The 19,031-nt window shown below is 32.2% G+C and carries 13 protein-coding genes and 1 pseudogene; 1 reads left to right on the top strand and 13 read right to left on the bottom strand.

Annotated elements, in window-relative coordinates; genetic code table 11:
• Window positions 1-84: 84 nt before the first annotated feature.
• The 7 genes and pseudogenes from BO51_RS05375 to BO51_RS05345 form a co-directional block, all read right to left on the bottom strand.
• A pseudogene (locus BO51_RS05375) lies at window positions 85-300 on the bottom strand (DsbA family oxidoreductase); the annotation flags it as partial.
• Window positions 301-455: 155 nt separating this feature from the next.
• Window positions 456-1,706, bottom strand: coding sequence for a dicarboxylate/amino acid:cation symporter (locus tag BO51_RS05370; RefSeq protein ID WP_496484691.1), 1,251 nt, complete (start codon window positions 1,704-1,706; stop codon window positions 456-458).
• A gap of 45 nt (window positions 1,707-1,751) precedes the next feature.
• Window positions 1,752-3,182, bottom strand: coding sequence for an Asp-tRNA(Asn)/Glu-tRNA(Gln) amidotransferase subunit GatB (gene gatB / locus BO51_RS05365; protein ID WP_496484689.1), 1,431 nt, complete (start codon window positions 3,180-3,182; stop codon window positions 1,752-1,754).
• Window positions 3,182-4,621 carry an Asp-tRNA(Asn)/Glu-tRNA(Gln) amidotransferase subunit GatA gene (gene gatA / locus BO51_RS05360; protein ID WP_496484687.1) on the bottom strand — a complete coding sequence of 480 codons (1,440 nt, stop codon included), beginning with the start codon at window positions 4,619-4,621 and terminating at the stop codon, window positions 3,182-3,184. Before gatA ends, gatB begins: the two co-directional genes overlap by 1 nt.
• A gap of 13 nt (window positions 4,622-4,634) precedes the next feature.
• The gene (gatC, locus tag BO51_RS05355; RefSeq protein WP_496484685.1) at window positions 4,635-4,919 is read right to left on the bottom strand and encodes an Asp-tRNA(Asn)/Glu-tRNA(Gln) amidotransferase subunit GatC; all 285 of its coding nucleotides are present in this window, start codon (window positions 4,917-4,919) and stop codon (window positions 4,635-4,637) included.
• Window positions 4,916-6,928: an NAD-dependent DNA ligase LigA gene (gene ligA, locus BO51_RS05350; protein WP_496484683.1), complete on the bottom strand. Its 2,013-nt coding sequence runs from the start codon at window positions 6,926-6,928 to the stop codon at window positions 4,916-4,918. Before ligA ends, gatC begins: the two co-directional genes overlap by 4 nt.
• A gap of 9 nt (window positions 6,929-6,937) precedes the next feature.
• Window positions 6,938-9,160 carry an ATP-dependent helicase gene (locus BO51_RS05345; protein ID WP_496484681.1) on the bottom strand — a complete coding sequence of 741 codons (2,223 nt, stop codon included), beginning with the start codon at window positions 9,158-9,160 and terminating at the stop codon, window positions 6,938-6,940.
• Between the two features lie 178 nt (window positions 9,161-9,338).
• On the opposite strand from BO51_RS05345, the gene BO51_RS05340 reads away from it, so the two are divergent.
• Entirely contained in the window at window positions 9,339-10,241 is a 903-nt protein-coding gene (locus BO51_RS05340) for a GGDEF domain-containing protein (protein WP_496484679.1), read from the top strand.
• Window positions 10,242-10,261: 20 nt separating this feature from the next.
• Here BO51_RS05340 and BO51_RS05335 read toward each other — a convergent pair whose 3' ends face one another.
• The 6 genes from BO51_RS05335 to BO51_RS05310 all read right to left on the bottom strand — a co-directional run bounded on the left by BO51_RS05335 (window position 10,262) and on the right by BO51_RS05310 (window position 18,749).
• Window positions 10,262-11,650: a glycosyltransferase family 2 protein gene (locus tag BO51_RS05335; RefSeq protein ID WP_496484678.1), complete on the bottom strand. Its 1,389-nt coding sequence runs from the start codon at window positions 11,648-11,650 to the stop codon at window positions 10,262-10,264.
• A gap of 16 nt (window positions 11,651-11,666) precedes the next feature.
• Window positions 11,667-12,803 carry a HEAT repeat domain-containing protein gene (locus BO51_RS05330; RefSeq protein WP_496484676.1) on the bottom strand — a complete coding sequence of 379 codons (1,137 nt, stop codon included), beginning with the start codon at window positions 12,801-12,803 and terminating at the stop codon, window positions 11,667-11,669.
• A gap of 9 nt (window positions 12,804-12,812) precedes the next feature.
• Complete coding sequence (locus BO51_RS05325; protein WP_496484674.1) at window positions 12,813-13,973, bottom strand: response regulator transcription factor; 1,161 nt, start codon at window positions 13,971-13,973, stop codon at window positions 12,813-12,815.
• Window positions 13,974-13,978: 5 nt separating this feature from the next.
• Window positions 13,979-16,102: a hypothetical protein gene (locus tag BO51_RS05320; RefSeq protein ID WP_496484672.1), complete on the bottom strand. Its 2,124-nt coding sequence runs from the start codon at window positions 16,100-16,102 to the stop codon at window positions 13,979-13,981.
• 28 nt (window positions 16,103-16,130) lie between these two features.
• Window positions 16,131-18,032 carry a type I glutamate--ammonia ligase gene (locus tag BO51_RS05315; protein WP_496484670.1) on the bottom strand — a complete coding sequence of 634 codons (1,902 nt, stop codon included), beginning with the start codon at window positions 18,030-18,032 and terminating at the stop codon, window positions 16,131-16,133.
• A gap of 408 nt (window positions 18,033-18,440) precedes the next feature.
• Window positions 18,441-18,749, bottom strand: a complete 309-nt coding sequence (locus tag BO51_RS05310) for a YerC/YecD family TrpR-related protein (RefSeq protein ID WP_496484668.1) — start codon at window positions 18,747-18,749, stop codon at window positions 18,441-18,443.
• Window positions 18,750-19,031: the final 282 nt, after the last annotated feature.

Genomic DNA, 19,031 nt, shown 5'->3' with positions numbered 1-19,031 from the left:
CTAAATTGTTATCATACTTTATATATCGTATTATTTTCTGTATATTTAAGTAATTTAAAACAATTTTAGAGGAGACTTTATCTACTATAAAATATTCTCTTGGTTTGCTAGGCTTATCAACTGTTTTCTTAAATATTCTTTTTTCTGGGCCCCGGATATTAGGTATCTTTCATCTATTACAAGGCTTGGAACACCTGTTATTCCCCATGCTCTAGCAAGCTCTAAATCTTTTTCAACTAATTGCTTTGTCTTTTCATCACTTAACAATCTATCAAATTCTTTTTCATTTAAGCCAATATCTCTAGCACATAATTGCCTTAACCTAGGCGATAGTGCGTAGCACCACGCTCATAAAACATCGTGGAAAAAATCAATTTTTAACTTCTTAATATCCACTCCTCCTTTCGAAATATATATACCCTTTCGCAAGTAAAAAGAAGCTGAAAATCAGCTTCTTAAGAATTAAATATATTCTCATTCAATTCGTTTTCTTGCCTTGCAATAATTGTGGTACATACTGCATCCCCAGTAACATTTACTGCAGTTCTCCCCATGTCTACTATTCTATCTATACCCATAATAAGTCCAATGCCTTCGAGCGGCAACCCTACAGATTGAAGTACCATGGACAGCATAATCGTTCCTGCACCTGGAACTCCAGCTGTACCTATCGACGCTAATGTCGCAGTTAAAACTATAGTTAACATAGCAGAAAATGAAAGGTCTACGCCGTAAACTTGCGCTACAAAAAATGCTGCTACCCCTTGCATTATTGCAGTACCATCCATATTTACTGTCGCCCCTAAAGGGATAGTAAAAGAAGCAATGTCTTTGGATACTCCTATTTTGTTTTCGCATATGTCTAAAGAAAATGGAATTGTTGCAGAACTACTTGCAGTAGAGAACGCCACAAACGTTGCTGGCGAAAACTTTTTAAAAAACTTTGTCACGCTTAATTTGCCTAGACCTCTCAGAAGCAGCCCATATACTACAATCATATGTATTACAAGGCCTAAATACACTACCAATATGAATTTTAATAAAGGTATCATGGCAGAATATCCAGCAGTGGAGAAAGTCTTAGCAATTAACCCAAATACCCCAAAAGGTGCAAACAACATTACAATTTCTACAAGCTTCATCACAACTTCATTGAGTTCATCGAATAATTTTAACACTGTCTTCGCTCTATCTCCCAACATAGATAGAGCCACTCCTGTAACTAATGCAAATATGATTATCTGAAGCATATTTCCATTAGCCATAGCAGCTATCACATTGTTAGGTATCATCTCATAGAGTACTTGTATAAGCGGTGTCTTTTCGGCTATTGTCACTTCGACAGAAGAAATGCTACCCATGTTTAATCCATATCCAGGTTTTAAGAAATAACCTAATGCCAAAGCTAGTGTTACAGCCAATGCAGTTGTTGTAAGGTAAAACAAAATGGTTTTTACTCCAACTCTTCCCAATTTCTTAACATCTCCCATGTTGGCAGCCCCATTTACTAGTGAAACAAATACCAATGGTATAACCACCATCATGATTGCTCTTAAGAAAACTTGTCCTAAAAACTGAAATACTCCATTGATGAGAATGGTTTCCTTAAACGTTGAACTAGGTAATTGATATACAATTATGCCAACAATCAGTCCAAATGCCAATGATGTTAAAATTTTAGCGGTTAAGTTTCTCTTTTTAGCCATGTTGAACCTCCTATCATTTTATATAATATCAAAATAAATGGAAATTTAATTTCCATTTATTTTGTCTATTAGTATCTTATTAGCAGTGTTGGGATTTGCTTTACCCTTAGTCTTTTTCATTATTTGTCCCATTAAAAACCCTAATGCTCTGTCTTTGCCATTTTTAAAATCTTCAATAGATTGTTGATTTTCACTTATTACTTCATCTATTATCCTCTCAAGTTCATCTTCATCGCTAATTTGTATTAGTCCATGTTTCTCGATTATAGAGGTTGCAGTTTCATTGGTTTCTAACATTTCTCTCAGAACTTTTTTAGCAGTATTGTTGTTGATTTTACCTGATTTAACAAAGTTTAATAATTCTGCTAATGACTGCGCAGTTAAATTTAGTTCTGATATCTCTTTATCTTCTTCTTTTAATCTTCTCAAGACATCTGTCATAATCCAATTGGCAGCTAATTTGGAGTCACCTATAAGACTTGCTAGTTCTTCATAAAAGATGGATAATTCTTTTGACTGGGTCAATACCGATGCATCGTATTCAGTAATTTTGTATTGTTCAATAAATCTTTTTTTCTTTTGATCTGGCAATTCTGGCATAGACGATTCTATCTGTTTTATCCAATCATCTGACAGATGTATTGGCTTTAAATCTCCTTCAAATTGATATCTATAGTCTGACGCTTGGAATTTTTTCCTCATTAAGATAGTTTCACCAGTAAGTTCGTTAAATCTTCTAGTCTCTTTCTCTGTGTTTTTCCCGCTTTTTAACAATTCAATATGCCTTTTTTCTTCATACTCTATCGCTTTAACTACTGATTTAAATGAGTTTAAGTTTTTAATCTCTGAAATATTAGACTTGATATTATTTTCCTCATCAATTACATTTATGTTTACATCACATCTTAGAGAGCCTTCTTCCATCTTTACATCTGAAACTCCGATGTATTTGATAGTATTCTTTAACTTCTCTAAGAACAGTCTCGCTTCTTCTGCTGAGTTTATATCAGGTTTTGTGACAATCTCTATCAAAGGAACGCCGCTTCTATTGAAATCTAGTAATGTTGTTCCATTGTCTGTGTGAATTTGCTTCCCTGTATCTTCCTCAATGTGAATTCTTTCTAGCCTTATTTTTTTAGCACCTTCTTCTGAGTCTATTTCCAAAAATCCACCTTTGCATAGAGGAAAATCAGATTGTGATATTTGATATCCTTTAGTCAAGTCCGGATAGAAATAGCTCTTTCTGTCCATAATAATAGTTCTATCTATCTCGCAATTAAATGCTATACCTGCCATTATCGCATACTCCACAGCTTCTTTGTCCATGACTGGCAATGCTCCTGGGAGTCCTAAACATACTGGGCATACATTTGTATTTGGCATAGCTCCAAATTCATTCTTGCAATTACAAAACATCTTTCTTTCCGTCATCAGTTCAACATGTATCTCAAGACCTACAAGAGTTTTATAGCTCATTATTTAGCACTCCTTTCATAACCATAAGCTGCGGTAAATAACTTCTTCTCATTAAACCTATTTGCCGTTATTTGCAATCCTACTGGCAAATTATCAACTTCGCCCATTGGAACACTTATGGCACATAATCCAGCTAGGTTGACTGGAACTGTGTAAGTATCAGCTTTGTACATATCCACCGGAGAATTGATTACTGAATCAAATGGAAATGGCAGTATAGGGGATGTGACAGATAAAATCACATCAAAATTTTGGAAAACTCTATCATAATCGTCTTTGATAAGAGTTCTTATTTTTAGTGCTTTTTTATAATGCTCATCTTTATAGCCTTGAGAAAGAGCATATGTTCCCATCATGATTCTTCTCTTTGTTTCTTCTCCAAACCCTTCAGTTCTAGAGTTTATATAAAGTTCATCCAATGTATTATATTCTAATGCTCTATGCCCATACCTTATTCCATCAAATCTAGATAGATTTGTGCTAACTTCTGCGGTAGAAATCAAGTAATAAGTTTCCAACGCGTATTTCAAATAAGGCAATGAAACATACTCAATAATTGCGCCATTGTTCTCGAAAACCCTTAATTTGTTTTCAAAAATCTCTCTTATCTTTTGATCTCCCTCTACTCTGAGTTCGTCGTATTCTTTAGGCAATGCTATTCTTAAACCTTTTAACGATATTTCTTCAAAGTTAATATCTTCTAAGCTGTATTTTTTGGAAGATGTTGCATCAAGCGGATCAAAACCAGCTATGCTCTTAAGTGCGATGTAAGCATCTTTTACATCTTTTCCAAAAACCCCAACTTGATCTAATGAATTCGACATCGGTACAACTCCGTATCTAGAAACTAGGCCATATGTTGGTTTTACCCCAACGACACCACAGTAACTTGCGGGTTGCCTTATTGACCCTCCAGTATCTGTTCCCAAAGAAAATGCAGCTTCTTGTGCAGCTATTGCAGCAGCAGAGCCTCCCGACGATCCTCCAGGAACGACTGATTTGTTTCTAGGATTTTTTGTTGGTCCGAAATATGATGTTTCTGTAGATCCCCCCATTGCAAATTCATCCATGTTTGCTTTACCTATAATAATTCCATCTTCTATTCTAATCTTTTCTATCACAGTTGCATTATATGGAGGAACGTAGTGTTCAAGCATTTTAGAAGCACAAGTAGTTCTCAAATTCTTTGTCATTATATTATCTTTTATGGCTACTGGAAGTCCAGCTAAAATTCCGACTTTCTTGCCTTCCATGATCTTTTGATCAACTATCTTTGCTGACTCTAATGCTCTTTCCGCGTCGATTGTTATAAAAGCGTTGATTTCATCTTCAACTTCGTCTATTTTCTCTAAAAAAGCTTCGGTTACTTCATAAGAAGATATTTCTTTTTTAAGTATTTTTTCTCTCAATTCCCATGATTTTAAACTAGTTATATCCATTGCTACACCCCTTTTATTCAACTACTTTGAGTATTTTAAAGTAACCATATTCTGATTCGGTTGTGTTTTTAAGAACCTCTTCTCTGTTGAGAGTTTGGTCTTTATCGTATTCTTTGAAAAAACCATTTTCATCGCTAATTCCATAACAAGGTTCAACACCCTCTGTGTCAACAGAATTTATGTGATGAACGAAATCTAGAACTAGAGAGAATTTTTCAGTGAAGCTTTCTAATTCATCATCATTAAATTTCAACTTCGCTATTTGAGCAATATTTCTGACCTCTTCTTTGCTTATCATTGCACTGTCTCCTTTCTTAAATAATCATCAATTATTGATTTTATTTTATCTTCATCTATTATCTCAATCCCTAATGCTTTAGCTTTATCTAATTTGCTTCCAGGATCAGTTCCAACAATAACATAGTCTGTTTGCTTAGTAACTGAGCTTAGCACTTCTCCTCCCATATTTCTAATTATATCAGAAAGCTCGGATCTCTTTATACCTTCTATACTTCCTGTTATTACGACTTTTTTGCCAGTAAATATGCCTTCTTTTTTATTATCTTCAACAGATTTTATGAGTATTCCTTTAGATAATAATCTTTCTAAGCTGGATTTAATCTTTTCATCATGAAAAAATTCCAAAATATTATTGGCTACTACATCTCCTATATCTTTAATGGATATAAGCTCATCATATGTTGCATTCATAAGTGCTTCGAGAGATTTAAAATGCTCTGCCAAATCCCTAGCTGTTTTTATGCCAACATTTGTGATTCCGAGTGCATATATAAAAGAATCTAATGTGACAACTTTGCTTTTCTCAATTGCATTGAGCAAATTTTTTGCCTTTTTATCTTTAAATCCATCTAATTTCAATAGATCCTCATAAGTGACATCATATATTTGAGATAACTCTGTAATTCCTAAATTATCCACAAACATCTGAGCGGTTTTCTCATTAAAACCTACTATATTCATTGCATCTCTTGAAGCAAAATGGACAAGTCTTGAAACAAGCTGAGGTTTGCAAGAAATAGAATTTGGGCAGAATATGTGGACTCCATCTTGAATTAGTTCGCTACCACAAGCCGGACAACGAGTTGGTTTTTTTATTTCTTCAGTTGGTTCATCTGTCGGCAAGCTCCCAAGTATCTCAGGAATTACATCGTTTGACCGCCTTATCAACACTCTTCCGCCAAGTCTTATTTTCTTCCTCACTATATCGTCATAATTGTTTAATGTAGCTCTTTTGACAGTTACTCCACCTATTTCAACAGGTTCTAATATGGCTGTAGGTGTAACTTTTGCAGTCCTCCCAACATTCCACTCAACTCCAATTATCTTAGTACTGACTTCTTCTGCTTCAAACTTATACGCAATTGCCCATCTTGGAAATTTATTTGTATTTCCTAATAATTCTCTGGTCTGCAAATCATTTACCTTTATGACCATTCCATCGGTTAATATATCCAAAGTTTTTCTGTGATCTTTTTGAAATTCAATTTCCTCTATTAATTCATCGATATTTCCATATAATTTAATGTAATCAAATACTGGAATTCTATTTTCCTTAATGAATTCTATCATTTCCATATGAGTTTTAAACTTAAAGTTCTCTATATACCCTACGTTGTAAAATAGTGCTTTTAAGTTTCTTCGCTTGGTTTCATTTATATCCAAATTTCTAAGAGCCCCAGCCGCAGCATTTCTAGCATTTTTTAATGGTTCTTGAGCCGTCTTATTGTACTCTTCCAAAGCGCTTAATGGCATTACTGCCTCTCCTTGTACTTCAAATTTATATTTATATTTAACTCTCAGAGGTATGGATTTTATAGTTTTTACTTGTGGCAGAATAACTTCACCTACTATGCCATTTCCCCTTGTAGCTGCTTGAACTAGGTTCCCGTTATCATATGTTAAGTTTATTGTCAATCCATCGAATTTATATTCGAGTACATATGATACATCTGGTAATTTTTCAGTATTTGAGTTGTTATATTCCTCTACAAATTGTTCTATTTTCTTTGCCCAGTTTCTCAGTTCATTGTAGTCTCTTACCTTATCCAAACTCCATAATCTCGATAAATGAGTATGCTTTTGAAACCCTTCTAAAATCTCAGAACCAACTCTTTGAGTAGGCGAGTATGGTAGCACAACACCTGTTTTCTTTTCAAGATCTGCTAGTTCATCATATAACTTATCGTATTCAATGTCACTTACCTTTGGCTCATCTAATGTGTAATAGTGGTAGTTTAAGTCTTCAATTATGGCAATAAGCTCTTCCATTCTCTTTAAATAGTCCATAAAGCCCTCCTATAATATGGTTATAGGTGCTACTGAATAGAGTAAAGTTTTAACTCCTCCTTGATCAAAAGCTATGGTGATTTTTTTGTCATTTCCTTCATCTTTAATCATTACAACCATCCCTACGCCAAATTTAGAGTGTTGCACTTTCATGCCTACTTCTATATTGTCCTTGTTTGTTTTAATTGGTTTGTTGGCCATTTGTTGATAATTTACTTTGTGAGAGTAATGATCTTTTGTATAATCAATATAATCTACCAATCTTTCTCTAGCTTTGTCTTCTTTTTCTTTCTTTTCACTTTTTATACTCTCATCAAGCTCTAGAAGATTTCCCATCTCTTTAATAAACCTTGATTGTAATGTATAATTGGTATTGCCGTAAATAGTTCTTCTTTTGGCGCTGGTTACAAAGAGCTTCTCTTTTGCCCTTGTAATCGCCACATAGCATAGCCTTCTTTCCTCTTCTAAATCATCCTCGCTTTCCAAGCTCCTTGATATTGGGAAAAGGCCTTCTTCCATTCCAACTAAAAATACTACTTTAAATTCCAGCCCTTTAGCACTATGCACTGTCATCAGCGATACAGCATTTTCTTGGTCATTTGTCTTGTCTACATCTGATAATAATGAAACAGATGCTAAAAAATCTTCCAAAGTGCCATTTGGATTTTTGTTTTCAAAATTAACCGCAACTGATAGAAAATCCTTTATGTTTTCAATGCGTGTCTTTGCTTCAATCGTATCCTCTTTTTCTAACTCTTGTATATATCCTGTTGAGTTAATCACTTCTTCTATAAATTCTTTTACTCCTAACAGCTCTTTTTTAGCAATCAATAGATTTATTTGTTGCAAAAAAGAATCGATGCTTTTTATAGCTCTTTGCGTCAAGCTAGCGTTAAGAATGTTTTTATCCAGCATTACCTCATATATGGATTCATTTTGTTTGTTGGATAATTCCTCTAAAGTTTTAATTGTAGAATCGCCTATTCCCCTTTTAGGCACATTTATAATTCTCTTAAGGGAGATATTGTCATTCGGATTTTGAATGAATTTAAGATAGGAAACTATATCTTTAATTTCTTTTCTATCATAGAACTTCAATCCTCCAACCACTTTATATGGAATTTCTTCTGCCATAAATGCTTCTTCAAATGGCCTCGATTGTACATTTGTGCGGTACAAAACAGCTATATCTTTGAGTTTATATCCCTTGTATAGCAAGTTGTTAATCTTATTGGCAACAAAATACGCTTCATCCTCTGAATACTCTAATTCAGCGTAAGTGACATCATCCCCATCTGTTTTGTCAGTCCAAAGGTCCTTATGCTTCCTGTAGTTGTTGTTTTTTATGACCTCATTTGCTATTTTTAGAATTTTTTTTGTGGATCTGTAATTCTGCTCCAACAATATGACTTTTGCTCCCTCAAAGTCTTTTTCAAAGTCAAGAATATTTGATATGTCTGCATTCCTCCAAGAATAAATAGCTTGATCTGAATCTCCTACTACACAAATCTTATTCTGTTTTGTAGTCAATAGTCTCACAAATAGGTACTGAATTTTATTAGTATCTTGATATTCATCTACAAAAATGAATTTAAACTTGTTTTGGTAATATCTCCTTATGTTTAAATTGTCATTCAATAATTCCACTGCTTTTATCAATAAATCATCAAAATCAAGAGAGTTGTATTCTCTTAATTTTTTCTCATATAATGCGTATACTTCACCAATGTTTCTCTCCCTAAAGTCCTTGTAGTTTTCATTTATGTATTCATCAGGAGTCACTCTTGTATTTTTCAAACTGCTTATCTTAGCTAATATTGAACTTTCCTTATAAGTCTCTTTGCTTAAGTTTAGTTCTCTCATGCATTCTTTGATAAGTGTGATTTGGTCATCCCTGTCATAAATAGTGAAGTTCGAACTGTAGCCTAATTTATCTATATCTTTCCTGAGCATTCTTACGCAGATTGAGTGAAAAGTTCCAATCCACATTGAAAGAACATCTACATCTATTAATTTCTCTACTCTTTCACTCATTTCTGTTGCCGCTTTGTTTGTAAATGTAATCGCCAAAATTTCAGAAGGTTTTGCCAAACCTTTATCTATTATATAAGCGATCTTATGAGTTACCACTTTTGTCTTTCCGCTGCCTGCTCCTGCCATAATTAAAAGTGGTCCTTCATTATATAAAACAGCTTCTTTCTGTCTATCATTCAGTCCATCTAAATAATTCATTTTTTCACCATCCCAACTAATCTAACAATAATTATATAGCATTATTAGTTTAATTTCCAATGAAAGTTAATCTTAAAAGTCCTTTATCTAACATATTAACATAATAAATTACTGGAAATATATTTATTGCAAAATTGTAACCGATTTAGTATAATCTGTCTAATAGGAGGAGATTTGATTGTTAAATGAATTGAACTTAGATGCTCTCATGTCTTCAATTGATACATTATCTAATATATACGACTCAATAAGAATTATTAATCCGATAACAAAAAAAGTCTACTACTTCAAATCAAATGTTGATGAAAAAGTATTGGATTATGCTCCATGCTATATGTTCTGGAATAACGGCAAAATATGTGAAAACTGCGTTTCTATGAAATCCTATAACGCTGAAACTACTAGCCTAAAATTTGAACAAAAAGGTAAAGATACATATATTGTGATGGCTGTACCTATATGGATCGAAAGAGAAAAAGTCATAGTTGAATTCATAAAAAACACTTCGGATTCTTTAACGTTAAAGGATGTCGAAAACAACTTAAATCTAAATTTGAATTCACAAATCAAAGATGTAAACAATGCATTGTCGATTGATCCAGTTACTGGTGCTTATAATCGCAACTATCTGGCGACTAGATTGCCTGCTGACATATATAACTCCGCTGTCAATAATTACCCTATTTCAGTTATCATGGCGGATTTGGATAACTTCAAATACATCAACGACACTTTTGGCCATTTGGCTGGAGATGAAGCGCTCAAGGTGTTTGCTAACTTAGCAATGATGTGCATTAGAGAAGATGATTGGATTGCGAGATTTGGAGGAGACGAATTTGTAATAATACTCCAAAACACAAATAAATCAAATGCTATTAGAGTAGCTGATAGAATAAGACATACACTCGAAAATAAAAAGATATTCTACAATGAAATGGAAATAAATATTACTGCAAGTTTTGGAATTTATGAAATCGCATTGGATGAAGTTACAGATGATTACAACAAGGCTATCGAAAAAGCAGATATAGAATTGCTAAAAGCTAAGAAAAATGGAAAAAATATAATTAGTGCAAAATGAGAGGATATGCATCCTCTCATTTAAAATTCTTTTCTTTTTATCTCTCCCCATTTATTTTTCAATTTATTATACCTAATTATTCCTTCTACCCTGTAATAAGTCATAAGTTGCCTAAATCCAAAGTTTTCCAATATTGCGTAAATCGATAGTATAATAATATGTTTCGGTTTAGGGTATTTGTGAAAAGTGTACTCTTCCAACAACAGTGCTCCCAAAGACAATATAATCCCATATAATACAGATGCACTAAAAAACAATATCATATATTTTAAATTCAAGATGCCAATAAAGTATGAAACAGGGATCAAAATATATCCTAATATCTCTACCAGTGGTCCGATCATCTCAAAAATCCAATAATAAGGCAGTGCAAAAATTCCTATTTGTTTGTAACTAGGATTGAATAACATGTTTTTATGTGAAAACAAGCTCTGCATTAAACCCACTTGCCATCTTCTTCTCTGTGTCCTCAAGCTCTTTATATTTTCTGGTGCTTGAGTCCAACAAACGGGATCTGGTATAAATTTTACTCTTAAATTCAATTTATTCTCTAATGAATATTTATGAATTTTTAAAACCAATTCCATATCTTCTCCAATTGTACGGGCGTATCCCCCGACTTTAATAAGAATATCTTTTCTAAAAACTCCAAAAGCCCCTGAGATTATTAGCAGAGAATTTATAGAATCCCAACCTACTCTACCAATCAAGAACGCTCTCAAGTATTCTACAATTTGAAACCTTGCCAGATGGCTCTTTGGTATATTGACATTTATAACTCTGCCATCTTTAATATCTGATCCATTTGCTATTCTGACAATCCCTCCTACAGCCGCGGTATTTTTATCTTCGATAAATGGCATTACTACTCTCACAAGTGCATCGGACTCTAATATAGAATCAGCGTCGATTGAAGATACTATTGGATATCTGGAAATATTAACACCAGCATTAAGCGCATCTGCTTTCCCTCCGTTTTCTTTGTCAACGACTATAAGATTTGAATATTTTTTGCTAGTATAAATCCCCTTAACTTCTTTTGTTAATATTCTCTTGTACATAGGTCTACTTATTTTTTCTAGCTCATAATTTAGTTGTAGCTCTTTCAATGTATTGTCTCTTGATCCGTCATTTACTACTACAACTTCAAACATTGGATACTTTAATGCTAAAAGCGATGCGACATTGCTTACTATGGTCTTTTCTTCATTATACGCTGCTACTAATATAGAAATTGGTATCATATTTTCAGAAAACACATAATTCTTGTAATCTGAATATTCCATTTTTTTTAGATATCCATATAAATTAAAAATCGACAAAATTAATTGTATAAAATATATGAAATTAATTGCAAAGACATAAAATATTATAAAAAAGTTAAATCCTAATACAAATCTCGTAATCATATAGATTTCTCCCATGTTATTGTTGATTAATGTATTTGGTTATTAAGTCAGTAAGTTTAGGCTCATCATGTTTTTTGTCATATTCAACAAGTTCGTCCCAAGTAAATTTTCTTTCTATAGAATCAATTATCGAATCTATAGCAAATTTATCATCTCCTAAAAGAACTTTTTTTACCGCTTCCAAACCACTTTCTAGGCTTATTATCGAATCAGAGGAATTTCTTCTCACAAAGAAGTTTTCATCTCTTACTAATTCTAATAAGGCTTCTATTGCTTTGGCATCATTTAATTGACCTAAAACTTTAGCAACTGTTGCTCTTAATTCCCAAGAATCACTCTTTGCATGTTTGATAATATCATCAATATACCTGTTATCTCCAATGTTTCCAAAAGCTCTAACTGCAGCTATTTTTTTCTCATTATTCGGATCATCAATAAATTTATAAATTTCATCTAACAAAATTGTGTTTTTAAAATTACCTGCAGATTTTATGAATACTGTAGAAATAAAATCGTTTTGTGAATTCATCAATTCTAAATAAACTCTCGTTTTATCTCCTTGAAATCCGTCAGCTATTTCGATAAGGCTTCTTTCACTAAGAGAAGTGCTTTCATCTATCATTTGAAAAGCGCGTATAAAATACTCTTCATCGCCGATATTGGAAATCGCCTTTAAACTTGTGTAGATTTGCTCAGGATTTGAGGTGTTTAGCATTTGTAAGATATGGTCTAGGGCTTTCTTATTCCTTAATCCTCCCAAATTTTTAATCGCTACTATTCTGGCATTTTTGTCTCTAGTTGAAAGTTTATTTATATGATAGTCTACTATCCCTATCTCCTCAGATAACTTTACAGTTTGCTCTAAAAAAGTGCCTTTAAAGCTATCTATATAGTGAATAAACTTTTCAGTTAAAATCTGAGCAGTCAAGTCAGATTTTAAAAATGACTTTAGCAATTCAATATCATCTTTGTTTATTTCATTTTGATCTATCTTGGAAATTATTTTATCAAGTAATGTTGAGATCTCGAATTCACTCTTATGTGATAGCTTTGATTTTCTTTTATCATTTAATCTCTCAAATATTAAATATACATAGAGAGATAATATCAAAACAATAAATATAACAATTGAATAGACTATAATGAGTTCCATTCTCTTCACCTAACCCAACATTTTTTCCAATCTCGCATCCAATTCAATGGGTGAGAATGGTTTAGATATATAATCAACCGCGCCTAAATTCAATATTTTATTTACAAGAGATTCGTTTTTTTGACCGCTTAAAATTATGACAGGGGTGTCTATTTCTTGTTCCTTTAGCTTTATTAAAAAATCGTCTGCATTCATGCTTTTAGTGTATAACTCAGTAATTACAAGGTCTGCTTTGTTTTCATTTAAAAAATTGTAAGCATCCAATAGATCATTAAATACGATAACATCATATCCTTTGTTCGTGTACCTGTACTTTAGTATATTTGTTATTATATTATCTTCATCTATCAACAATATTCTACTTGACTCCATTCTATCGGATTCTACTAATATATCTTTGTTGAAAATCTCATCTTGATTAAAATAGTAAAAGTCTTCAAGATTTACTTTGTTTGCATTGTTCTTCAAGTCTATAATTTTAAATTTCAAATTGATATTATGTGCATAGAAACAATCTCCATTGTAATATGTGGAAATGGTTTTTTTTAGGTTCTTTATAAAGTTATCTAAATCAAGATTAGTGTAAAAGGAAGCAAATGTGCTAATGTCTACTCTATAGGTCAAAAACGCTTTAATAAAATAATTATACGTTGAAAACAAATGATTTATGCTACTATATAACTCTCTATATTTTTTCTCTTGAAATTCAGTACTTCCTTGGTCAAAGAATTTCGTGATCAAGAGATATCTATTTTTTATGCCTAAAGGTTTGTTTTGCAATGACCTCAATAAAATATTCTCTCCAATATCTTTTCTAAAAATGTTTGAATTGAATGAATATATACTAAAGTAAGCAGATAGTTTTATGAGCTTGGCTAAATTGACAATTTCCCAAATGTCATTTATTCTTACAAAATTGAAATTTTCTCTCTCGCTTTGTTTTTCATTATCGTTTTTTGCTAAAACTATAATTGGAGTTTTGTTTTCTTTTATGACTTCAAGCAAATTAAGTTTGAGTTCATCAACCACTAAAGCCAAGGGACTGAATAACTTTATTGCTTCAAGAATCTCATTTTTAAGAAATAAGCATTCAATATTTTCTTTATGCAATTCTTCTGCTGTTCTTTCGTCAATGTCGCACTCACATAAAAATAAAATATAGTCTTTCATCTTTTTCACTCCAGTTCTTTCAAAGCTTTTTGAACAATATAATATGACTTTTTTAATCTCTCATGATAGGTGGGCATGTCCCATTTGCTATAATTATAGACAATTATATTTGTCTTTTTATCTTCGATCTCGTTCCTTGAAATGAATTGGAATGTAATATCATCTATGGTCGTTCCTTTTATATCATTTTTATACATATCGGATATAATTTCCTTATTTGAAGGGTCCATGAAATTAAAAAGCATCCAAGGTATTCTCAATTCTATAATATCTCCATTTATATAGAAGTCAGACAATGAATCAAATTCTGAATTAGTAGGGTTGCCAATCCCATATTTTAATTTGCCTGTTTCATATTTTTGCATTGGCAAATATATATCATCCTCAGGTAAATACAGTGGTCTATTCAGCGGGAGATAAATTTTATTGAAAATTCCATTGTTTTTGTTCTCATATACGATGTTTCTTTCTTCAAATCCTAGTTTATATGCATAAAGGTAATAATAAGGATCGTAATATGAATCTACTAAAACTCTTGAGTTTTCCTCTCCATCGATTACAATTAGAAAATCTGAGTATAAATCTAGTTTTAAGTCTAAATCTGTTGCATTTAAATTGCCTTGATTCTTTATAGTATCCACGGCTATAAAAAGCTTGTCTTTATATTGATTGAAATTATTTTTTATTATCTTTAGATATATATACCTTTCATCGCTATCAATTGAATACGATAATTCACTGTCTCCATGCGAAAGTTCTTGTTTCCAATCGCTCAAATCTCCATCATTGTATTTGATACTGTCTTCTGTTCCCGGGTCAAAGGATAAAAGGCCAAACACTTGCTCATTTGTTTGGATATTCGACCAATAAGCCCTCCTATCAGGATTGTCAAAATCCATTGTGTTCCAAGTCCTCTTAAACCACTCATCCTGCCACGCAAATATAAGCGCTCCCGCATATCCTGCCTGGTGAATATCATTCAGCATATTCACCAAGTATTCTCCCTGTTTTGTTTCCTCTACAAATCCTTGATTATATCCATTGTGAATGTTTACATGCGCCATCCCTCTTGAGCTTGGAATTCCAAATTCAGCGACTACAACTGGCATAGTATGTATTTTAATTAAATCTTCCAGATATGCTCGGTACGGATTTATTTTGCCGTTTTCATCCACATAATTAGCATATTCATGCTGATAATTCATAAAGTCAGGATAATATGGATAGATATGATATGATGCAAACATGCCAGGTAAAAATGTATCTTTCCATTTGATTTTTTCTACATTTACACTGACCATGTCTTCTGTCTCTAGAGGCTCGTTTGGATGTTTTAATGGATCTGTAGTGGGCCAATTTGATATGGCTATTGGCCTTTGCCTTTTATAATTATCAGTTTCGTATGCGATTGTTTTATCAGCAAGTTCGCATAAGAATATCTCAAATGGGGAAGCATTTTGAGTATATAAATAGTTTCCCGAGTAATTATCTGTCATTGAATTCTTTTCATTTGTGTTAATTACAAAATAGGGATCCCATTCAATTCCTAATATAAAGCCTATTACATAGTTTGATATATCACTTGTGTAAATTCCAGATGCCTTGCCTTTTTGTGCTGATAAATTGACATTTCCATGAATTACATCGACTAATGTTTGTGCTTCTTTGATGGTTTCATCTTTAATTTTTGGATTAAAAGCATCCATGTAAGTGTTAATATCTTCTTCATTCACCCAAAGGCCATGAATTAAATATAATGGTTTTTCACTATTTTTATTGAACTCCAAAAGAGCATCATAAAACTCTGGTTTCATTATTGTGTACACTCTTATAGTATTTGCATTCATCTCTAAAATATCATAAAACCATTTTGTGTAGTCATCTTTTGTTATACCAAATTCGCCTGGATAGTAGCCAGGTTTAGTAGCTCCTATATTGACGCCTTTTATAAATATCTTGTTAAATTCATTTCCATCATATATATAAAAATGCTTGTCATCTACTTTGGAGGTAAACCTGATTCCATCCTGCTCATAACTCTTTGAAATATAACTATAATGATCAACTAATAGGTAAAGAGGATAAACCAATATCAAAATAATTATTACTACAATAAAATATCTTTTCATGTTTGCCTCCAAATATAGATTAAAAACATTAAATATCTAGTAAGTTCATCTTGTACCTAGCATAAATTTCTTCTAATTTCTCCATTGTTTGATAAATTTCCTTTTGCAGTTCTGAAACCAATTCTAAATTTCTGTCAGCGATTGCTTCTCTGATTTGAGTGAATAAGCTTTTCTTATTTAGGCTGTCTTTCATCAATTCATTTTTAAGACGTTCTATTTCTGCCCAGTTTACAATATCTAACTCGTTTGATGTAGATATGTTGTGCAACATTTTAAAACTTCTGATTTCTCTAATGAAGTTAGGTATGATTCGATATTCAATTTCAGTTAGCCATTTGTCAATAATAGCTATCCTGTAGCTCTCGATGATCTCAGTGGTAAATACTTCTCCTTCATATAAAACTTTCAATTTTTCTTTTTGCTCGTCAAAAAACTTAACATTTTCAAAAACATTTGATGGCACTTTGCCAAACATTTTCTCTCTTTCATCGTCTGAATAATCATCAAATATGTTTTCTTCCGTCCTATATACCCTAAATTTTTCTAAATAACTACATTCCTCCCCATATTCTTTAGATAATTCTTTTAGCAAATTATCTTCGTCTAAGTTGCTAGTTAGAGCATAACTTATTCCATCAAGCATACCCATCAATACACTAGCTATGCATAAATATGTGTTTGTATGAGGATTTGGACTCCTTAATTCAAAATGAGTGGCTAATGGGTTCTCATTATCTCTAATTAACCCGATTAATATCGTTCTATTTCTTGATGGTGTGTCAAAGTCTTTTCCCAAAGATGTAGCTATGCAAATAGGTGCTTCAAATCCCTTTTTCAGCCTTTTAAAAGCTTCATTTGAAGAAGTTATAAATGGATTGATTATTTCATAATTTTTTAAAATTCCCATAAGTGCCCCATACCCAATTTTACTTAAAAAATGTTTTTTAGCTGGAGAAAACAAGTTGATGCTCTTACCATTTTTCAACTTAGCTATTACTCCAAAATGAGTATGTTCACCACTTCCAGCAACACCCGGTATAGGTTTTGCTAAAAAAGTCACATCCATCCCATTTTGTCTGAATACCTCTCTGATTATGTTCTTTATGAACATTTCATTGTCGGCAGTTTGAAGCGCATCATCGTATTTCCAATCAATCTCCAATTGCTCCATGATCCCAGATAATGAGCCATCTTGATTTAGTTTAGCTTTTACGCCGCCAACTTCTTTATGCCCCATTTCAGGATTTAAACCATATTTTTCCATTTCTAGCAAGGTGTTTTCAAGGGCTGTTCTAACCTCTGCTCTTGTCTTTGCCCAATACTGTTCATGCAGCTCTTGAGAGCTAGCGAGTTCTTCCAATTCCCTTTCGTACTCTGGAGTCTTTACCCAAAATTCAAGCTCAGTAGCAGATGTTATTTTAATTTTTTCAATTTCATCAAAATTGATGCCTAATTCATCAAAGTACTCAGATGAGTTTTTAATTATATTTAATATTTCAGACTCGAAAAAAGATGTTGCTTGTTTTAATATATATCTTGAGTCAACTGCAATGTTATCATGCAGTAAAAATACAGGGATTTTCAGTGTTCCAATTGGCAACTCGAGCTCCTCATCAAAATTATCGTAATTGTAGTCAACAAACCAATTTACATTCAAATCTACTTTCATGTCAAGTTTAGCATCGTTTAATGTTGCAATATTTGGAAGATAAACTGAGGATCCATCAGTTTGTGCAGCTGTTTTTTCTAAAAAATCATCAATGTTTTCTATAAACAAATTGATGGGTATTTTTTCATCAGTTTCATGTCCAATCAAATCCACTCCTGCTAATGAAACAAATTTGATTTGAGGATTTTCCTTAATTATCTTAATCAAATCTTTTTTATTATGTTTTTCAGGCTTTATACAATAGCAAATATCCTTATTCATTAAATCAGCTCCTTTAATAAATCATTTTTTAATTTTATTACGGCATGATTGTGTTGTCAAATGATTAGAATTGATATGGCTTCAGTTTAAAATTATATTTATGGGTAAAATTTAGCATAAAATCTTATTGCAGAACATAACTTTGGAATAGAATTTTATATAAGAATGACTAAAGACAAAATGTCTGCTGTAATTAACAACAATGTATTAGAGTAGCAAAGTAGTTCAAAAATAATAGGCCCCATTTGATAAGAGGCCAGTTATCATCAAATTTAATCAAATATACAAAAATTTATTGTGCAGGCTTTACAATCCAATCTAAAGAAATATTGTATGAATACAAAAATTATTTTGACACAATAATTTTTGATTCTTTTATTCCATATTAAATTGAGAATAACTTAAATATTACTTTTGGCTGTCTATGAGCCCCATTCTCTCAAATACTATCTTATAACCATCTGCACCATAGTTTAAAGATCTATTTATTCTACTAATAGTTGCTGTGGAGGCTCCTGTTTCTTCCTCAATCTCATTATAAGTCTTTTTAGCTAATAACAATTTTGCGACTTCGAATCTTTGAGCAATTGCCTGTATTTCTTTAATTGTGCAAATGTCTTCAAAAAATCTGTAGCACTCATCTAAATCTTCTAATAAAAGAATAGCTTTAAACAACTCGTCCGCTTGCTTGCTTTTTATCTTTGAATTATATGTCATTTCTTGTCCTCCTTGTACAATATAGTTATAATCAAATTACAGTTTTCCACTGTAATAATTATCAATTTCTTAAATAATAATATAGTCTTCTTTTCTAATCATTAAATACATTTCTTTGGCTTCTTATCTTAGCCATAAAGCCAGTTTATTTTGGCCTGAACCATGAACAATATTGTATAATTAATTTATGGATTTGGAGGTTGATGCAATTCCTCCTAGGACGCCTTTATGCGACTACCTGTAAAAAAGAGTATCTATCCATTCTCATAAGATTACATTATT

This window comes from Soehngenia saccharolytica DSM 12858 (assembly GCF_059568515.1).
The sequence above is the reverse complement of the archived record's forward strand: the minus strand, read 5'-3'. Positions and strand labels throughout refer to the sequence as shown.

Bases quoted from the DNA above. Each gene is read 5' to 3' on its own strand.
- BO51_RS05370 (WP_496484691.1), bottom strand. From the start codon at position 1,706: ATGGCTAAAAAGAGAAACTTAACCGCTAAAATTTTAACATCATTGGCA.
- gatB (WP_496484689.1), bottom strand. From the start codon at position 3,182: ATGAGCTATAAAACTCTTGTAGGTCTTGAGATACATGTTGAACTGATG.
- gatA (WP_496484687.1), bottom strand. From the start codon at position 4,621: ATGGATATAACTAGTTTAAAATCATGGGAATTGAGAGAAAAAATACTT.
- gatC (WP_496484685.1), bottom strand. From the start codon at position 4,919: ATGATAAGCAAAGAAGAGGTCAGAAATATTGCTCAAATAGCGAAGTTG.
- ligA (WP_496484683.1), bottom strand. From the start codon at position 6,928: ATGGACTATTTAAAGAGAATGGAAGAGCTTATTGCCATAATTGAAGAC.
- BO51_RS05345 (WP_496484681.1), bottom strand. From the start codon at position 9,160: ATGAATTATTTAGATGGACTGAATGATAGACAGAAAGAAGCTGTTTTA.
- BO51_RS05335 (WP_496484678.1), bottom strand. From the start codon at position 11,650: ATGATTACGAGATTTGTATTAGGATTTAACTTTTTTATAATATTTTAT.
- BO51_RS05330 (WP_496484676.1), bottom strand. From the start codon at position 12,803: ATGGAACTCATTATAGTCTATTCAATTGTTATATTTATTGTTTTGATA.
- BO51_RS05325 (WP_496484674.1), bottom strand. From the start codon at position 13,973: ATGAAAGACTATATTTTATTTTTATGTGAGTGCGACATTGACGAAAGA.
- BO51_RS05320 (WP_496484672.1), bottom strand. From the start codon at position 16,102: ATGAAAAGATATTTTATTGTAGTAATAATTATTTTGATATTGGTTTAT.
- BO51_RS05315 (WP_496484670.1), bottom strand. From the start codon at position 18,032: ATGAATAAGGATATTTGCTATTGTATAAAGCCTGAAAAACATAATAAA.
- BO51_RS05310 (WP_496484668.1), bottom strand. From the start codon at position 18,749: ATGACATATAATTCAAAGATAAAAAGCAAGCAAGCGGACGAGTTGTTT.